Annotated in this window: 15 protein-coding genes; 9 read left to right on the top strand and 6 right to left on the bottom strand. The window is 67.5% G+C overall.

Annotation, left to right across the window (positions count from 1 at the left end):
* Positions 1 to 156 precede the first annotated feature (156 nt).
* Complete coding sequence (locus tag CFB24_RS02065) at positions 157 to 1,185, top strand: patatin-like phospholipase family protein (RefSeq protein ID WP_088518900.1); 1,029 nt, start codon at positions 157 to 159, stop codon at positions 1,183 to 1,185.
* A gap of 81 nt (positions 1,186 to 1,266) precedes the next feature.
* Here the strand turns inward: CFB24_RS02065 and CFB24_RS02060 are convergent, their stop codons facing one another.
* Positions 1,267 to 1,695, bottom strand: a complete 429-nt coding sequence (locus CFB24_RS02060; RefSeq protein ID WP_088518899.1) for a CBS domain-containing protein — start codon at positions 1,693 to 1,695, stop codon at positions 1,267 to 1,269.
* 133 nt (positions 1,696 to 1,828) lie between these two features.
* Positions 1,829 to 2,596, bottom strand: a complete 768-nt coding sequence (locus tag CFB24_RS02055; protein WP_088518898.1) for a rhomboid family intramembrane serine protease — start codon at positions 2,594 to 2,596, stop codon at positions 1,829 to 1,831.
* A 515-nt stretch (positions 2,597 to 3,111) separates the two neighbouring features.
* Between CFB24_RS02055 and CFB24_RS02050 the strand changes: the two genes are divergently transcribed.
* Positions 3,112 to 3,750, top strand: coding sequence for a PAS domain-containing protein (locus CFB24_RS02050; RefSeq protein ID WP_158255314.1), 639 nt, complete (start codon positions 3,112 to 3,114; stop codon positions 3,748 to 3,750).
* A 73-nt stretch (positions 3,751 to 3,823) separates the two neighbouring features.
* Positions 3,824 to 4,429, top strand: coding sequence for a PilZ domain-containing protein (locus CFB24_RS02045; RefSeq protein ID WP_088518896.1), 606 nt, complete (start codon positions 3,824 to 3,826; stop codon positions 4,427 to 4,429).
* Between the two features lie 10 nt (positions 4,430 to 4,439).
* Here CFB24_RS02045 and CFB24_RS02040 read toward each other — a convergent pair whose 3' ends face one another.
* Complete coding sequence (locus CFB24_RS02040; protein ID WP_088519484.1) at positions 4,440 to 4,970, bottom strand: gamma carbonic anhydrase family protein; 531 nt, start codon at positions 4,968 to 4,970, stop codon at positions 4,440 to 4,442.
* Between the two features lie 69 nt (positions 4,971 to 5,039).
* Here CFB24_RS02040 and CFB24_RS02035 point away from each other — a divergent pair, with 69 nt between their 5' ends.
* On the top strand, positions 5,040 to 5,693 hold the full coding sequence (locus CFB24_RS02035; RefSeq protein WP_088518895.1) for a hypothetical protein: 654 nt from the start codon (positions 5,040 to 5,042) through the stop codon (positions 5,691 to 5,693).
* Positions 5,694 to 5,712: 19 nt separating this feature from the next.
* On the opposite strand, the gene CFB24_RS02030 is transcribed toward CFB24_RS02035, so the two are convergent.
* Complete coding sequence (locus CFB24_RS02030; protein ID WP_158255315.1) at positions 5,713 to 6,798, bottom strand: acyltransferase family protein; 1,086 nt, start codon at positions 6,796 to 6,798, stop codon at positions 5,713 to 5,715.
* A gap of 96 nt (positions 6,799 to 6,894) precedes the next feature.
* Between CFB24_RS02030 and argS the strand changes: the two genes are divergently transcribed.
* From argS to scpB, 5 genes are all read left to right on the top strand, one after another.
* Positions 6,895 to 8,670, top strand: a complete 1,776-nt coding sequence (gene argS, locus CFB24_RS02025) for an arginine--tRNA ligase (RefSeq protein WP_088518893.1) — start codon at positions 6,895 to 6,897, stop codon at positions 8,668 to 8,670.
* A gap of 52 nt (positions 8,671 to 8,722) precedes the next feature.
* The gene (locus CFB24_RS02020) at positions 8,723 to 10,021 is read left to right on the top strand and encodes an SPOR domain-containing protein (RefSeq protein WP_088518892.1); all 1,299 of its coding nucleotides are present in this window, start codon (positions 8,723 to 8,725) and stop codon (positions 10,019 to 10,021) included.
* Positions 10,021 to 11,019, top strand: a complete 999-nt coding sequence (nagZ, locus tag CFB24_RS02015) for a beta-N-acetylhexosaminidase (protein WP_176440405.1) — start codon at positions 10,021 to 10,023, stop codon at positions 11,017 to 11,019. The genes CFB24_RS02020 and nagZ overlap by 1 nt, the downstream gene beginning before the upstream one ends.
* A gap of 111 nt (positions 11,020 to 11,130) precedes the next feature.
* A complete protein-coding gene (locus CFB24_RS02010; protein ID WP_088518891.1) occupies positions 11,131 to 11,934 on the top strand; it encodes a segregation and condensation protein A in 804 nt (267 codons plus the stop codon).
* Between the two features lie 31 nt (positions 11,935 to 11,965).
* Positions 11,966 to 12,700 (top strand): SMC-Scp complex subunit ScpB, encoded by a 735-nt coding sequence (scpB, locus tag CFB24_RS02005; protein WP_088518890.1) that lies wholly within the window; start codon positions 11,966 to 11,968, stop codon positions 12,698 to 12,700.
* Positions 12,701 to 12,715: 15 nt separating this feature from the next.
* Here scpB and CFB24_RS02000 read toward each other — a convergent pair whose 3' ends face one another.
* Both CFB24_RS02000 and trpE read right to left on the bottom strand, forming a co-directional pair.
* Positions 12,716 to 14,434, bottom strand: a complete 1,719-nt coding sequence (locus CFB24_RS02000) for a DEAD/DEAH box helicase (protein WP_244593301.1) — start codon at positions 14,432 to 14,434, stop codon at positions 12,716 to 12,718.
* A gap of 228 nt (positions 14,435 to 14,662) precedes the next feature.
* The gene (trpE, locus tag CFB24_RS01995; protein ID WP_088519482.1) at positions 14,663 to 16,183 is read right to left on the bottom strand and encodes an anthranilate synthase component I; all 1,521 of its coding nucleotides are present in this window, start codon (positions 16,181 to 16,183) and stop codon (positions 14,663 to 14,665) included.
* Positions 16,184 to 16,185: the final 2 nt, after the last annotated feature.

Genomic DNA, 16,185 nt, shown 5'->3' with positions numbered 1-16,185 from the left:
TGGGGAACATTTTCCCGCCGTCCGGCATTTCGGCTTAAGTCGCCTGACCGAGGGCGGGGCGGCTTAAGCCTTCGGCAAGTTTCCGCGCGCAGGCTGTGACAAAACGACGCAAACAGAATAGCGTCGGCTGAGGGAGTTGCGCAGTGGAGTCGCGCCATGTTCGGATTGAACTGGAAGAATTTCGAGCGTCCGGGTGAATCCCTGTCCGCGGCGGGCGGCGGAGGAGCCGCCGTCGCCGTCAAGACGGAGCGACGCCCGCGCATTGGCCTGGCGTTGGGCGCGGGCGCCGCGCGCGGCTGGTCCCACATCGGCGTGCTTCAGGAGCTTGACGCCCGCCGCATCCCGATCGACGTCATCGCCGGTTCCTCCATCGGCGCCGTGGTCGGCGGCTGTTACGCCGGCGGCAAGCTGGCCGATCTCGAAGCCTTCGCTCGCTCCTTGACCAAGCGTCGCATGATCTCCTTGATGGATCTGTCCTTTTCCGGCGCGGGCATGCTGGCGGGCGCCAAATTGCGCGACGAATTGTGCCGCGCCCTGGCTGGCCAGCGGATTGAGGATCTGCCGCTGCAGTTCGGGGCCGTAGCGACCGAAATCGGCCTTGGCCACGAAGTCTGGCTGCGGCGCGGCGATCTGGTGCAGGCCATCCGCGCCTCCTATGCGCTGCCCGGCATTTTCGAGCCGGTGCGCTTCGACGACCGCTGGCTGTTCGACGGCGCGCTGGTCAATCCGGTGCCGGTCACGCTGTGCCGCGCCATGGGCGCGGAGATCGTGGTCGCCGTCAATCTGATCGGCGATGCGGCCTATCGCGGCGCCCTGATCTCCGATCTCGGCGGCAAGGGCCCGCTGGAGCCGGCGTCGAAGGACGAGGGCGCCGCTCCGGCGCCGGCCCCCGCCAACGACGCGCGCCGTCTGCGCCGGCAGTTTCTGCCGGGCGCCAATGGCGCGCCGGGCATCGCCACCGCGCTGCTCGAAGCCTTCAACATCACCCAGGATCGGATTGCGCGCTCGCGGCTGGCGGGCGATCCGCCCGACGTGCTGATCAACGCCCGCCTGGCCAAGATCGGTTTTTTCGAGTTCCACCGCGCCGAAGAACTGATCGCGCTCGGCCGCGAGGCCGCGCGCCGCGCGCTCGACGATATCGCGGAAATGGCCACGCTGGAGCGCAAGCTGCACGAAATGGCTTGACGCCGGTTCTGAACCGGCCGCGCCGGAGCGCGACGCGTCGAAACGCGCCGCGGCCTTGCACATTCCAGCCGCGTCGCCGGTTTACGCCGTGGCGATATAGTCGCGAATGGCGTTGAATTCGCTTTGCATGGATTCCAGGCGATATTTGACGACGTCGCCGATGGAGACCACCCCGACCAGCCGGCGATTGTCCATCACCGGCAAATGGCGGAATCGCCCGCGCGTCATCATTTCCATCACCTGATCGACCGCTTCGCCCGGCTCGGTGGTCACGATCTTGCTGGTCATATGCGCCGACACGGGGTCGCGCAGCACGGATTCGCCGGCGCGGCCGATCTCGCGGACAATGTCGCGCTCGGAGATGATCCCGAGCACATCGCCGCCGTCGGAAACGATCACGGCGCCAATGCCTCTTTCGGCCAGCACGGCCGACGCCTCCTGCAGGGTGTGGTGGGGCGATATCGTCACAACATCGGGGCCTTTGGCCGCGAGAATTTGCGCCACGCTCATGCGTTTTCCTCCCCTGGAAACCGCGGTTTATATTTTAAGTTTAAACGCGGCCGCCCCGTTTCGGGTTCCCGACGCGTGCGCGCGCCGCCGCATTTGTCGCAAAACGGCGCGTGAACCCGCCTTGCGGGCGCGGCTAGGCCTTGCGGCGCCGGTCGAACAGCGGCGCCGCCAACAGGCCCAGCAGGAAGCCGCCGATATGCGCCTCCCAGGCGATCGGCGCGTCGGACAGGCCGCTCTCTTGTCCCGCCAGCCCGGTGAATAGGTTCAGCGCGAACCAGAAGCCGACGAAGGCCAGCGCCTGTCGGTTGCGGATCATTTCGCCGAAGCCCGCCAGCGGCGGCGCCTCATCGGCCGCCCGCGCGTCGCGCGCGAAGGCGCCGGGCAGGAACACGAACCGCGCCGCGGCGCCGAAACAGGCCGATATGCCCGCCGAGGCGCCGACCATCGGGTTGAGTTCGAACGGATGCAGCGCGAATTGCGCCGCCGCCCCGGCCAGGGCGCCCAGCAGGATCAGCGCCAGGAACCGCGCTGAACCGAACCGCCGCGCCACCGGGGCGCCAAAGGCCGCCAGCCAGACGCCGTTAAGCGCGAGATGCGTCCAGGAGCCATGCAAAAAGGCGTAGCTGACCGGCGTGATCCAGAGCAGGGAAGGCGGAGCATAGGTCAGGAAGAATTGCGCGAGCTGGGCCTGATCGTCGGAAACGCGCGCCAGCGCGTTGAGATGGGCGATCACGCCCGACGGGTCCAGCGCCATGCCGAACCGTCCCGGCACGAACGCGAGGGTGGCCAGCACCTGGATGTCGACGTCGTCGGGCAGGGCCGCGCGGACGCCATGCGCCAGCGTCAGGACAAGCAGCAGCGCCGTAACGACGCCCGGAAGATTGAAAATTTTCTCGCGCATGAACCTGACTTAAGGATGACGGCCACAATTCGCAAACAAAAGGGGAGAGCAAAAAGCTCTCCCCAATGATCTGCGACGCGAGGACCTTAACCAAGCCGAACCCCGCGCGGTCAGGACGCGTGCGGCGCTTTCGGCGCGCGCCTTGACGATTTCTCAACCCCTTCGTCTTCCCGAGCAGAGAGTTCCAAGGGAAAAATCGTCCAATTACAGCGTCTTGCATTTCTTTTCGAACGCTGCGTCACCCGAGTCGCTGTTCGTTTCGGCCGCGTTCAATGAGGAGAGAGTGCCAAAGTCCTAAGAATTTGACAATGTCAACTGGTCGTTAACCTTAACCCCTGGCGTCCGATCTGATGAAGACGCCGCGGACTTCCGCATGGTCCCGCCGCGCCGTCCGGGGCCGCCCAGGACCCGATCATGGCCCGCCCTTCGCTCCTTGTGCGTTGAAAGCAAAAGAGAAGGGTGCGTCCGTGCCGCATCAGGACGGAAACGCCCCGCAACAGGTCAAGGATAAGAAAATGAGACAGGCGGCGACCCAGGAACTCTATTCCTACTGGAACCGGCTGCGCGGCGCGCGCCTGTCGCCCGAGCGCGAGGAGATCGACCCCACCGCCATCAGGCATATTTTGGCCGACACCATGATCCTGGAGGCGGACGAAGCGCTCCAGTTGCCGATCCGCATCGCGGGGACGCGGCTCAACGCGCTGTTTCTCGACGAGCAGAAGGGGAATCCTCTCGTCTCGCTGTTCGCGCCGGAGGACCGCGCCGGGATCAGCGCCATGGCGCAGGCGGTGCTGGACAGCCAGCGGCCGGCCATCGCCGGGCTCGCCGCCGAGGCCGAACTGGGCGAGGACGTCCCGCTGGAGCTGTTGATGCTGCCGCTGCGCCATCGCGGCAAGACGCACGCCCGGCTGCTGGCTTCGCTGACGCCGCAGACGCTGCCGAGCTGGTTCGGGCTGCGCGCCGCCCGCCGCCTGCGCCTGATCGCCATCCGCTTTCTCGACAGCGATGCGGCGGTGCCGACCAGCGCGCTGCTGCAACGGCCGGTTGAGCCGGCGAAAAAGCCCGCCGCCCTCGCGGCGCCACGGTCGAAATTCCGCCGCTTCTCGTTTTTCGTCATCACCGGCGGCCGCGACAAGCCGGAGGCGGAGCTCTGACCGGCGCGCGTAACGCGCGGTTAAGGCGCGCGCCCTATAGTCGTCGCGAAAGTGTTAATCTGTTGGCGGCGCCATGAGTCCCCTGCTGAAAGTCAATGCCAAGCCGGTGGAGCGGCGGCGTCATGCGCGCGTCAAGCTGGCGCTGCTGGGCCGCTACATGCTCGAAGACCGGCGCGAGTTTCCCTGCCAGACCATCGACGTCTCGGTGGGCGGCCTGGCGGTGACGGCGCCGGTGCGCGGGGCGCTCGGCGAGCGCGTTGTCGCCTATTTCGATTCGCTGGGCCGCGTCGAGGGGACCATCGTCCGGCACCTCGAATATGGCTTCGTCATGACCGCCAACATGCCGGCCTTCAAGCGCGAGAAGCTGGTCAACCAGCTGACTTGGCTGGTCAATCGCAAGACCCTGGGTCTGCCCGAGGACCGTCGCCACGAGCGCATCACCCCCAACAGGGCCCAGACCACGCTGCGCTTTCCCGACGGGACGCTGGCGCCGGCGAAAATCGTGGACATTTCCGTGTCCGGCGCGGCGATCGTCTGCACGGCGCAGGCGCCGCTGGGATCGATGCTGCATATCGGCCGCCGCCCGGCGCGGGTGGTGCGCGTGTTCGATCACGGCATGGCGCTGGAGTTCGCGCTGCCGCTGTCATTCGACGTGTTCGACGAAAACGTGGTGCTGTGAGCCGCCGGCGTCAGTCGATCCGCTTCAGCCCTTCGCGATAGCGCCGCCCGTTGGCGGCATAGTTGGCCGCGCTGGCCAGCAGCTTTTTCGCGACTGCGGGATCGAACGTCTTCTTCAGCTTGGCCGGCGCCCCGACAATCAGCGAATAATCGGGAAATTCCGCGCCTTCGGTCACCAGCGCATTGGCGCCGACAATGCTGAACCGGCCGATCCGGGCGTTGTTCATCACCGTCGCGCCCATGCCGATCAGGCTGCCTTCGCCAATCAGACACCCGTGCAGGATGACGCCATGGCCGACGGTGACGTCGTCGCCGATGGTCAAGGGGCAGCCCATGTCGGTGTGCAGCACCGACCCGTCCTGAATGTTGGTCCGCGCGCCGATCTCGATCCATTCATTGTCGCCGCGCAGCGTCGCGCCAAACCAGACGCTGGCGTCCTCGCGCAGCCGCACCCGGCCGATCAGATTGGCGTCCGGCGCCACGAAATACCGGCCCGCCTCAGGTAGTTCGGGCGACTCGCCGTCGAGCGAATAAAGCGTCATGGTTTTCTCCCTTGCGGCGTCGACCATTATCGGCTCAAAGCGGTCGCGCCTAGATTATTTGAGCTTACCATGCGCCGGTTCCTGCTTGTTCTCGGTCTTTCGCCTCTTTTGCTCGCCCTGGTCGGCGTCGCGCTGTGGCGGCTGTGGCCGTCGCCGCCGCCGCCCGGAACCGTCGAAGCGACCATCGGCGCGAAACGGCTGCATTTCGCCTCCGCCTATCTGCGCCAGGGGCCGCAGGAGCCAAATCGCGCCGACCTCGTGGTGCTGGCCCCCGATTTCGCGCCGGCGGCGGGCGATCCGCGCCGTCTGCCCGGCGCTGGTGAGGCCGAAACGGCAGGCGCGGCGCAGGTGTTCATCACCTTGACGCCGGACGTCGGAGATCCCGGAAGGCTCGCCCCCGCCGACCGTTATGCGGCCTATCTGGAGCCCGACGTTCAAGTGAGCGAAGGCGGCCTGCTGCGCCGCCGCTTCGAGGACAAGTCGCCGTTCGCGGACGAGGATTTTTACCTGAGCGCGCCGGACGGCCAGGAGTTTTCCGCCCGCTGCCAGCGGCCGAAGATTCCCGACGACGGCCTGCCGCAGGTGTGTCTCGCCCATCTCGCGACGGACGGCGTCGATATCGCCCTGCGGTTCGATCCGCGCTGGCTGCCGCAATGGGCCATGCTGCGCGACCATGCGCTAAAACTGACGCGCGGCGCGCTGCGCCCGCAAGCGACGGAGTGACGGGCGAGTCCAACCCGTCTCAGGCGCCCGCCGGCAGCGCCCCGCGCCGGAAACGCGCCGCGCGCAGCATGACCTTGAGCCGGTCGCACAGCGGCGTCAGCGCGGCCGAACCGCCGAGCGCGACGCCCGCCGCCAGCAGGGCGCGGCGCGGATCGTCGGCGGGGAACGGGCTGAGAGCGCAGGCGAGGCAGATCAGCGGATAATGCAGGCAGTAGAGCGGGAAGGTCAGCGCCCCCGACCGGCGGATCAGTCGCGTCACGGCAGGATGCGGCGCGGCTCCGGCGCCAAGCAGGCCGCGCAGCGCGACGAGCGTCAGAGCGAAGCCGAAGGCGACGCCATAGTCCTGCGCCAGATTGCGGTTGAACGCGCCGCAGCCCCAGGGGAATTGCACGCCGAAATTGTCATAGGGGCCGAACAGTTCGGGCGCGAAGACGACCAGCGCCAGACCGGCTGCTGCGGCGGCGGCGAGAAGGGCGCGGGGCGCCGTTGCGGGCGGCGTCCAGGCATAAAGCCCAAAACCCAGCGCCCAGATTGGCGCGAGAACGGCGACGGTGGGGCCGGCGCACAGCAGCAGGCCGGGAATGGCCAGGGTCTGCCAGCGGCGGGGCGCGAACAGCACGAGGCCGGCCAGCAGGTAATAGGCCGCCTCGAAACTCAGACTCCAAAATGGCGCATTGCTGCCCGGCGTGAGGCCATCGAGGCCCAGGCCCCGGAATTCGTTGACGAACAGGCCGGAGGCGGCGTAACCCGCCGCGCTGACCGGCCGCCACAGCACTTTTTGCGCGGCGTAGAAGTCGGGATTGAGCCAGCTTCCCAACGAATCCGCGAACAGCGTCACGGCGAGGGCGGGCAGAACCACCGAATACAGCCGCGACAACCGCGCCAGCGCGTAATCGCGCGCGGTCCGCTCGCGCGCGCCGACCACATGGGCGATCACGAAGCCCGACAGAACGAAGAAAACCGTCACGGCGATATCGCCATAGGCGCCCAGCCGGGCCGGGATCGCGTGTTCGGTGAAAGGCGCGGAGGAAAGATGGTCGAAAAAGACGCAGAGGGCGGCGAGGAAGCGCAACGCGTCGAGCGCGAGAGAAAAATTCTGGGTCATTCGGGATCCCGCTCCGGCCCTCCGGAGCATGGCCGTCTGGGCCTGCGCGAGGCTTGCGGCTTTACGGGCGCGAGGATTTGTCCTAACCGAACGCCCATGAACATCTTTGCCGACTTTCACGCCCGAATCGCCGATCTGCTCAAAGCCATGGGCGACCAGGGGCGCCTTCCCGCCCTCGATCCCGCGCGCTTCGTGGTGGAGCCGCCGCGCGACGCCAGCATGGGCGATCTCGCCTGCAACGCCGCCATGGTGTTCGCCAAGGACGTGAAGGCCGTCTTCCTCAATCCGCGCCAGTTTGCAACCGAACTCGCCGCCGCGCTGGCCGAGTGCGACGACGTGGATCAGGCCGAGGTCGCCGGTCCCGGCTTTCTCAACATCCGGCTCAAGCCGAGCGTTTACGGCAAGGTGCTGGGCGCCGTGCTGGCCGGGGGCGCCGACTATGGGCGCGGCGCCGCGGGCCGGGTCAAGGCGCGCGCCGTCAATGTCGAATATGTCTCGGCCAATCCCACCGGCCCCATGCATGTCGGCCACGGGCGCGGCGCGGTGTTCGGCGACGCGCTGGCGAGCCTGATCGACTTCGCCGGCTCGAAGGTGACGCGCGAATATTACATCAACGACGCCGGCGCGCAGGTGGACGTGCTGGCGCGCTCCGCCTTCCTGCGCTACCGCGAGGCGCTGGGCGAGACCGTGACCATCCCCGAGGGGCTGTATCCCGGCGATTACCTGAAGCCGGTGGGCGCCGCGCTGGCGGAAAAATACGGCGCCAGCCTCAAGGACAAGCCGGAGGCGGACTGGCTGCCGCAGGTGCGCGACGCCGCCATCGCCGCAATGATGGACATGATCCGCGACGACCTCGCCGCGCTCAACATCGTCCATGACGTGTTCTTCTCGGAGCGCAGCCTGCACGACCATAGCCAGGGCGTTTCCGACGTTGAGGCGGCGCTTGAGGAACTGTGCGCCAAGGGCTTGATCTACGAAGGAAGATTACCTCCTCCAAAAGGTCAGCTTCCCGACGATTGGGAGGATCGCGAGCAGACCCTGTTCCGCTCCACCCAATTCGGCGACGACGTGGATCGCGCGCTGAAGAAATCCGACGGCTCCTTCACCTATTTCGCCTCGGACATCGCTTATCACCGCAAGAAGATCGAGGCGGGCTATGACGTTCTGGTGGACGTCTGGGGCGCCGACCATGGCGGCTACGTCAAGCGCATGAGCGCGGCGGTTCAGGCGCTGTCCGGCGGCAAATGCGCGCTCGACGTCAAGCTGTGCCAGATGGTCAAGCTGATGCGCGACGGCGAGCCGGTGAAGATGTCCAAGCGTTCCGGCGATTTCGTCACGCTGCGCGAAGTGGTGGATGAGGTCGGCGTGGATGCGGTGCGCTTCATCATGCTGATGCGCAAGAACGACGCCCCGCTCGACTTCGACCTCGCCAAGGTCATTGAGCAAAGCAAGGATAATCCGGTCTTCTACGTGCAATACGCTCACGCCCGCGCCCATTCGGTGCTGCGTCAGGCGCTGTCGGTTTTTCCGGATATCGACCTGTCGACGGCGGCTCTGGCCACGGCGAATTTGGCCTTGCTGGAGGACGAGGGCGAACAAGCTTTGATCAAGATTTTGGCGCAATATCCGCGCGTGATCGAAGCCGCCGCCAGCGCCCACGAGCCGCATCGACTGGCGTTTTACCTGCACGATCTCGCGTCGTTGTTCCACTCGCATTGGAATCGTGGTAAGGATCAAGCCCAATTACGCTTTGTTAATCAAGATCTGAGAGAGTTGAGCTGCGCCAGGCTAGCCCTTGTGACGGGGTTAATGATTGTTTTGGCGTCAGGTTTATCTGTCTTGGGTGTGAACGCGCCGGACGAGATGCGCTGACCTCGGGTCCGCTCTCCTCCCGTCCCTTCCACCTTTTGCGCGAGGGTTGGTCATGGGTGAGTCCGCCGCCAAATATCGTCCCGAACTCGATCTCGACGAGTTCGAGCGCCGCTTGCGCGCAGCCGCGCCGACGTCCAAGGCGCGTCAGGCCTCGGCGAACGCGCCCGATCCGCTGGCCGAACTGGCGCGTCTCGTCGGCGGCGCCGGCGACGGCCGGCCCGATCCGTTCGAAGCCTTGTTTCGCGCCCAGAAGGCCGTCGCCGAAGGCTCGCCGGCTCCGCTGCAGGCGCCGCAGTCGCACGAGCCTTATTTTGAAAACGCCGCGCCCGCGCCGTCACGGGGCTATGCGCCGGAACCCGACCCTCATTGGGTCGAGGAGCCGCCGCATGTCGACGCGCCCTGGGCGGCCCAGGCCCCCGAATTCGCGCCGGAATCCCAGGCTTTCGCGCCGCAGGCGCCGCGCCCGGCCGGCCGCCGCAAGGTGGTTTACGCCATGGCGGCGGTGCTGGTCGGCGGCGTCGCGCTGTTCGCCGGCGGTCTCGCGCTGAAGAAAGGCTCGACCTCGGGCGAGGTGGTCACGATCCAGGCCGACAAGGACCCCGCCAAGGTCAAGCCGACGGCGCAGGAAGCCGCCGCGAACGGCTCGGGACAGGCGCTGTTCGACCGCAAGGACGACGCCTCCGCGCCGGCCAAGGTCGTCAGCAAGACCGAACAGCCCGCCGATCTCGCCATCGCCGCCCGGCAAGCGCAGGGGCAGACCGCCGCCGCCGCGGGCATCGCCACGCCGACCCCGCCCGCGCCGGGCTCCGCCGCCCCGGCTGCGGCTGGCGCGCAGCCGTCCGGCGAGGCGCCGCTGATGGCGCCCAAAAAGGTCAAGACCGTCTCCATCCGCGCCGACGGCAGCCTGCTCAACGCGCCGGCCGAAAAGCCGCGCAGCGGCCTGCCGACCATGGCGTCCAGCGGAGTCTCCGGCGTCACCCCGACGCCGGTCGCCCGTCCGGCCGCCCCGCGGGCGCCCTCGACGACCGAAGCGGCGCTGCAGGCGCAGAAGCCCAAGGCCAAGCCGGAAGCCAAGGTCGAACCCGTCGCCGCCACGCCCGCCGCTTCGGGCGATTGGGCGGTCCAACTCGCCGGCGCGCCGACGGAGGCCGAGGCCCGCGCCGCGGCCAACCGCTATGTCGCCAAATTCTCCTCGGCGCTGCAGGGTCATCATCCCAGCTTCGTCTCGGGGCAGGTGGGCGACAAGACCATCTACCGCGTGCGCGTCGGCCGCCTGAGCAAGGATTCAGCCACCAGCATGTGCAACGCCATCAAGGGCCAGGGCGGCGCCTGCTTCATCGTCAAGAACTGATGTTCAAGGCTTTTATCGCCGGCTGCGCCGGTCCGGCTCTTTCCGACGAGGAAAGAGCCTTTTTCGCCGACGCGCGGCCGTGGGGGCTGATCCTGTTCCGCCGCAACGTCGAATCCCCGGCTCAGGTCGCCGCGCTTACGGCGGCGTTCCGCGCGGTCGTGGGCGAAGACGCTGCGGTTCTGGTCGATCAGGAGGGCGGGCGCGTCCAGCGTCTGCGCGAGCCGCATTGGCCGTCCTATCCCGCCGCCGCGCGCCTGGGCGCCTTGCCCGACGCCGAGCGCCTGATTGAACTTTCCGCCCGGCTGATGGCGGCGGACCTGTTGGCACTGGGCGTTGACGTCGATTGCCTGCCGGTGCTCGATACGCCGATCGAAGGCGCGCATGACGTGATCGGCGATCGCGCCTACGCTCGCGCTCCCGACGAGGTGGCGCGGTTGGGGGCGGCGGCGGCGCGCGGTCTGATGCGCGGCGGGGTGATGCCGGTGATGAAGCACATCCCCGGCCATGGCCGCGCTTGCGCCGACTCCCATCTAGAATTGCCGGTGGTTTCGGCCGGTCGCGCCGAGTTGGCGCGCGATTTCGCGCCGTTCCAGGCCAATGCCGGCCTGCCCGCCGCCATGACCGCCCATGTGGTTTACGAGGCGCTCGATCCGACCGCGCCGGCCACTCAGTCTCCCTTGGTCGTGCAGGACATCGTGCGGGGAAATATCGGCTTCGACGGTCTGCTGATGACCGACGACCTGTCGATGAAGGCGCTGACGGGATCTTTCGCCGAGCGGACGCGCAAATGTTTCGCGGCGGGGCTCGATCTGGCGCTGCATTGCAACGGCGATCTCGCCGAAGCGCGCGAGGTGGCCGAGGCCGCGCCGGACCTCGCGGGCAAAGCTCTGGACCGCGTGCAGGCGGCGCGCGCCGCCGTGGCGCGGGAGCGGGCGCGCGGCTTGCAACATTTCGATGCGGAGGAGGCGCGGCGAACGCTGGCTGCGGCGCTGGCTTGACCGCGCCGCCGCTGTTCCCTGTGGACGAGTCTTAACAAATCTTTTCCGCCCTTGCGGGTTGCGCCAGCTTCCCACACCCTTCACATGGTTGATTCGCCTTGATGGAGCGCGATGGGGTTGGAAAACGACGGGCGGCTGAACTTCGAGGAAGACCGGGCGGACGAGGCTTTTCGCGTCGATCTCGACGGTTATGAAGGTCCGCTCGACCTGCTGCTCGACCTCGCCCGACGCCAGAAGGTCGATCTCGCGCGTATTTCCGTGCTGGCGCTGGCCGAGCAATATCTGCGCTTCATCGAGGAGGCGCGGCGGGTTCGGCTGGAACTGGCCGCCGATTATCTGGTGATGGCGGCGTGGCTGGCCTATCTGAAATCGCGCCTGCTGCTGCCCGCTCCGCCCAAGACCGAGGAGCCGGACGCCGCCGCGCTGGCCGCCAATCTCGCGCAAAGGCTGAAACGGCTGCAAAAGATCCGCGCCGCCGCCGAACTGCTCGGAGAACGCCCGCAACTGGGCCGCGACCTGTTCGCGCGCGGCGCGCCGGAAGGCGTGGACGTGGTGAATGCGCCGCTTTATCAGGCCAGCCTTTACGACCTGCTGTCGGCCTACGCGCGGCAGCGGCAGAAACAGGCGCTGGCCAATGTCGCCCTGCTCAAGACGCGCACGGTTTGGTCGCTGGCGGAGGCGCGCGAGGCGCTGGAGCGCATTCTCGGCATGGCGCTGGAATGGACCGCGTTGGACGATTTCCTGATTCAATGGGTCGCGCGTCCCGATCAGGCGCGCACGGTGCGGGCGTCGACCTTTTCCGCGACGCTGGAGCTGGTCAAGGAGGGGCGCATAGACGTGCGCCAGGACCGGACGTTCGGGCCGATCTGGCTGCGCCGCAAGGGCGAGCCGCCGCCGGTCGTCGCCGCCGAATGACGCCGGGCGCTCCGCCTGCTAGTGTGAAACCATGTCCGATCAGGAACAGCTTTTCGACCTGCGCGCCGCCGATGATGCGGCCTCGCATCCCATAAGGGAAACGCCGAGCGAGGCCGAGCGCACGCATATGCGCCTGTGCGAAGCGCTGATCTTCGCGGCGGCCGAACCGCTCGGCGAGGAGGAAATGGCGAAGCGCCTGCCGCAGGGCGCTGATCTCGCCAAAGCCCTGGCCAATCTCAAAGCCGAATATTTCGGGCGCGGCGTCAATCTGGTGCGGGTGGGGAAGCGATGGTTCTTCCGCACCGCGCCCGATCTCGCCTGGGCGTTGCAGCGCGAGCAAGTGGAGCCGAAAAAGCTTTCGCGCGCGGCGATGGAGACGCTGGCGATCATCGCCTATCACCAGCCCTGCACCCGCGCCGAGATCGAGGATATCCGCGGCGTCGCGCTGTCGAAGGGCACGATGGACGTGCTGCTTGAGACCGGCTGGGTGCGGCTGCGCGGCCGCCGTCGCGCGCCCGGCCGTCCCGTGACCTATGGCACGACCGACAAGTTCCTGCTGCATTTCGGGCTGGAGCAGATTTCCGATCTGCCCGGCCTCGACGACCTCAAGGCCGCCGGCCTGTTCGACGGCCGCTTGCCCAAAGGGTTTGGCGTGCCGCAGCCGAACGATGGCTCCGCGCTCATGGAAGACGAGGAGCCGCTCGGCGAGGAACCGCTCGCCGACGCCTTTGCATCGGATCTGCCCGAGAGCGACGCGGCGGACTAGTCCGCCGGGCGGCGCTCAGCCCTTGAACTTCGGCTTGCCTTCGCGGCGCTCGCCATTGGGCTTCTCCCCATTGACGGGCTCATAAGCCTTCTTGGCGAAACGCGGCTTCGCCCGCGCCTGCAGCTCGTGCTCGGTGGGGGCGTGGGTCAGGTCGGCCGGCAGCTTGTCCGGGCCGGGCCGGCGCATGGCTTTCAGGAATTCCTCGGCCTTGGCGGCGGCGATCTCCACTTTGGTGTCGTCCTGGAAAATCCTGATGGCGCCGATGTCCTCGCGGCGCAGGCCGCCCTTCTTGCACAGCATGGGCAGCAGCCATTTCGGCTCGGCCCGCTTGGACCGTCCGACGGCCAGCCGCACCCACACGGTTTCTCCCATCTCGCCCCGGCGGCGCGGTTCGTGTGGCGTCTTTTGGCTCTTGTCGCGCGGCGGCGGCGCGAAGCCGGGGTCCTTCAGCTCCTCTGCGGCCGGCCAGCGCGCGGTGAGGATTCGCGCCAGCGCCTCGGCGCATTTTTCCGCGCCATGCTGCTCCAGCAGGCTTTTCGCGAATTCCACCTCTTCCTCGGTGGGGAGCGCCAGGAAAGCCGGGTCTTCGGCGATGCGGCTGCGGTCGAGCTGGGCGATTTCCTCGGGGCCAGGCGCCGTCTGCCAGTGCGGGAACACCTGCGCGTCATGAAACAGGTTTTCGGCGCGGCGATTCATTTTCGGCGGAATCAGCAAAGCGGACACGCCCTTGCGCCCGGCGCGCCCGGTGCGGCCGGAGCGATGCTTGAGCGCCTCGACGTCATGCGGGAAATCGGCGTGAACCACCAGGCCGACGCTGGGCAGGTCAAGGCCGCGCGCGGCGACGTCGGTGGCGACGCAGACTTTCGCCCGGCCGTCGCGCAACGCCTGCATCGACAGGTTGCGCTCGTGCTGGCCGAGTTCGCCGGACAGCAGCACGGCGGAAAAGCCGCGCTCCAGCAGGGTCGCCTGCAAATGGCGCGACGCGTCGCGCGTGTTGCAGAACACGATGGTGGTCGGCGGGTCGAAATAGCGCAGCAGGTTGACGACGGCCTTTTCGATTTCGCGCGGATCGACTCGCACGGCGCGATACTCGATGTCGGCGTGGCCGTGTGATTCGCCGGCGACCTCGATGCGCAGGGCGTCGCGCTGGAATTTCTTGGCCAGCGCCGCCACGCCCCGGGGCATGGTCGCCGAGAACATCACGGTGCGCCGGCTCTCCGGCGCGGAGCCGAGAATGAATTCGAGATCCTCGCGAAAGCCCATGTCGAGCATTTCGTCGGCTTCGTCGAGGGCGATCGCCGCGATCTGCGACAGGTCGAGCGCGCGGCGTTCGATGTGGTCGCGCAACCGGCCAGGCGTGCCGACCACGATATGGGCGCCTCCCGACAGCGCGCGGCGCTCCAGGTGCGGGCTCATGCCGCCGACGCAGGTGACGACGCGCCCTCCGGCATAGGCGAACAGCCAGGTCAGCTCCTGCGCCACCTGCAACGCCAGTTCGCGGGTCGGCGCGATCACCAGGGCGCCGGGCGTTGAAGAATCGGGCAGGCGCTCGGACCCGGCCAGCAGATCGGCCGCCATGGCCAATCCGAACGCGACGGTCTTGCCGGAGCCGGTCTGCGCTGAGACGAGCAGGTCGCGGCCTTCCGCGTCGGGCCGCAGAACGGCCTCCTGCACGGGGGTGAGCGTGGCGTATTCGCGTTCTTCAAGCGCGCGGGCGAGGGCGGTGGGAAGCATGGGCAAAGTCAAGGAAGGGCCGATCTGGATTGGTCTGTTCCCCGAACGGGGGCATACAGCACAAGGTGACGTCATGCCCGGCCGGCGCCGGGCCTCCACGCCAATCCACGGGGCAGGACCCTCCAGGAGTTCCTCTGACCATACCGCAAAACTGGCCGGGGCGAGCCCGGCCTTGACGGTTCGTGTTCGTGGCGTTGCCTGTCTCTATAAGGGAGGAAATCCCCCCCGTCACTGCCCGCGTTTGACGCTGGAGGCGAATCGCAGGGCTTCTTCCGCCGCGCGGAACAAAGCGCGCGACTTGTTGACGCATTCCTGCTGTTCGCTCTTGGGGTCGGAATCATAGACGATCCCGGCGCCCGCCTGCACATGCATGAATCCGTCCTTCACCACGGAGGTGCGCAACACGATGCAGGTGTCCATTTCGCCGGACGCGCCGAAATAGCCGATGCAGCCGGCGTAAATGCCGCGCTTGTCCGTCTCCAGTTCGTCGATGATCTCCATCGCCCGGACTTTGGGGGCGCCGGACACGGTGCCGGCGGGGAAGCCGCCGCACAGCGCGTCGATCACATCCTTGGACCCGTCGAGCGCGCCCACCACATTGGAGACAATGTGCATGACGTGGCTGTAGCGTTCGATGACGAACTGCTCCGTCACCTTCACCGTGCCGGTCGCGGCGACGCGGCCGACGTCGTTGCGGCCGAGATCGAGCAGCATCAGATGCTCGGCGCGCTCCTTGGGATCGGCCAGCAGTTCGTCGGCCAGCTTGTTGTCCTCTTCCGGCGTGGCGCCGCGCGGCCGCGTGCCGGCGATGGGCCGGATCGTCACCTTGCCCTCGCGCGCCCGCACCAGAATTTCCGGGCTGGAGCAGACGATCTGGAAATCCGCGAAATCGAGATAGCACAGGAAAGGCGCGGGATTGACGCGGCGCAGGGCGCGGTAGAGGGCGAAGGCCGGCAACTGGAACGGCGAGGTGAACCGTTGCGACAGCACCACCTGGAAAATATCGCCGGCGCGAATGTAGCTCTTAGCCTGCTCGACCATGGAGAGATAGCGCGCTTCCGGCGTGTTGGAGACCGGCGCATGCGCTTGCAGCAGCACCGCGTCCTCGGCCTGCGCCTCGTAATTCACCGGACCTTCAAGCGCCGAAACCGCCGCCTCCAGCCGCTCCAACGCGTTTTCATAGGCGGCGCGGGCGGGGATTTCGCCGTTGGGGCGCACCGGCGTCACCAGCCACACCTCGTCGCGCACCGAATCGAACACGGCCATCAGGGTCGGCCGCACCATCAGGGCGTCGGGCGCGCCGATCGGATCGGGCTTGGGCGAGGCCAGCCGCTCCATTTCGCGCACCATGTCATAGCCGAGATAGCCGAACACGCCCGCCGCCATCGGCGGCAGGCCGGCGACCGCCGGAATCGCCGAGGCGTCCAGCAAGGCGCGCAGGGCGTCGAGCGGCTTTTCGGGGCAGGGGACGAAGGCGTCGCGGTCGCGCAGGGCGTCGCGGTTGATCTCCGCCTGACCGTCCTTGACGCGGAAGATGACGTCGGGATCGAGGCCGATCATGGAATAGCGGCCGCGCGCGGCGCCGCCCTCCACCGATTCGAGCAGGAACACGTCGCCCTTGCGGCCCGCCGACAGCTTTAAAAAGGCGGACACCGGGGTTTCCAGGTCGGCGACCAGCTTCAGACTGACCAGCGACGGCGCGCCGCTTTCGTATGCTTTTGCGAAAACGTCGAATTCCGGGATGAACATGG

Origin of the sequence: Rhodoblastus acidophilus, from assembly GCF_900187365.1 — a bacterium.
In the GTDB taxonomy this organism is placed as follows: Bacteria; Pseudomonadota; Alphaproteobacteria; order Rhizobiales; family Beijerinckiaceae; genus Rhodoblastus; species Rhodoblastus acidophilus.
This window is presented reverse-complemented; position numbering and strand designations above follow the sequence as displayed.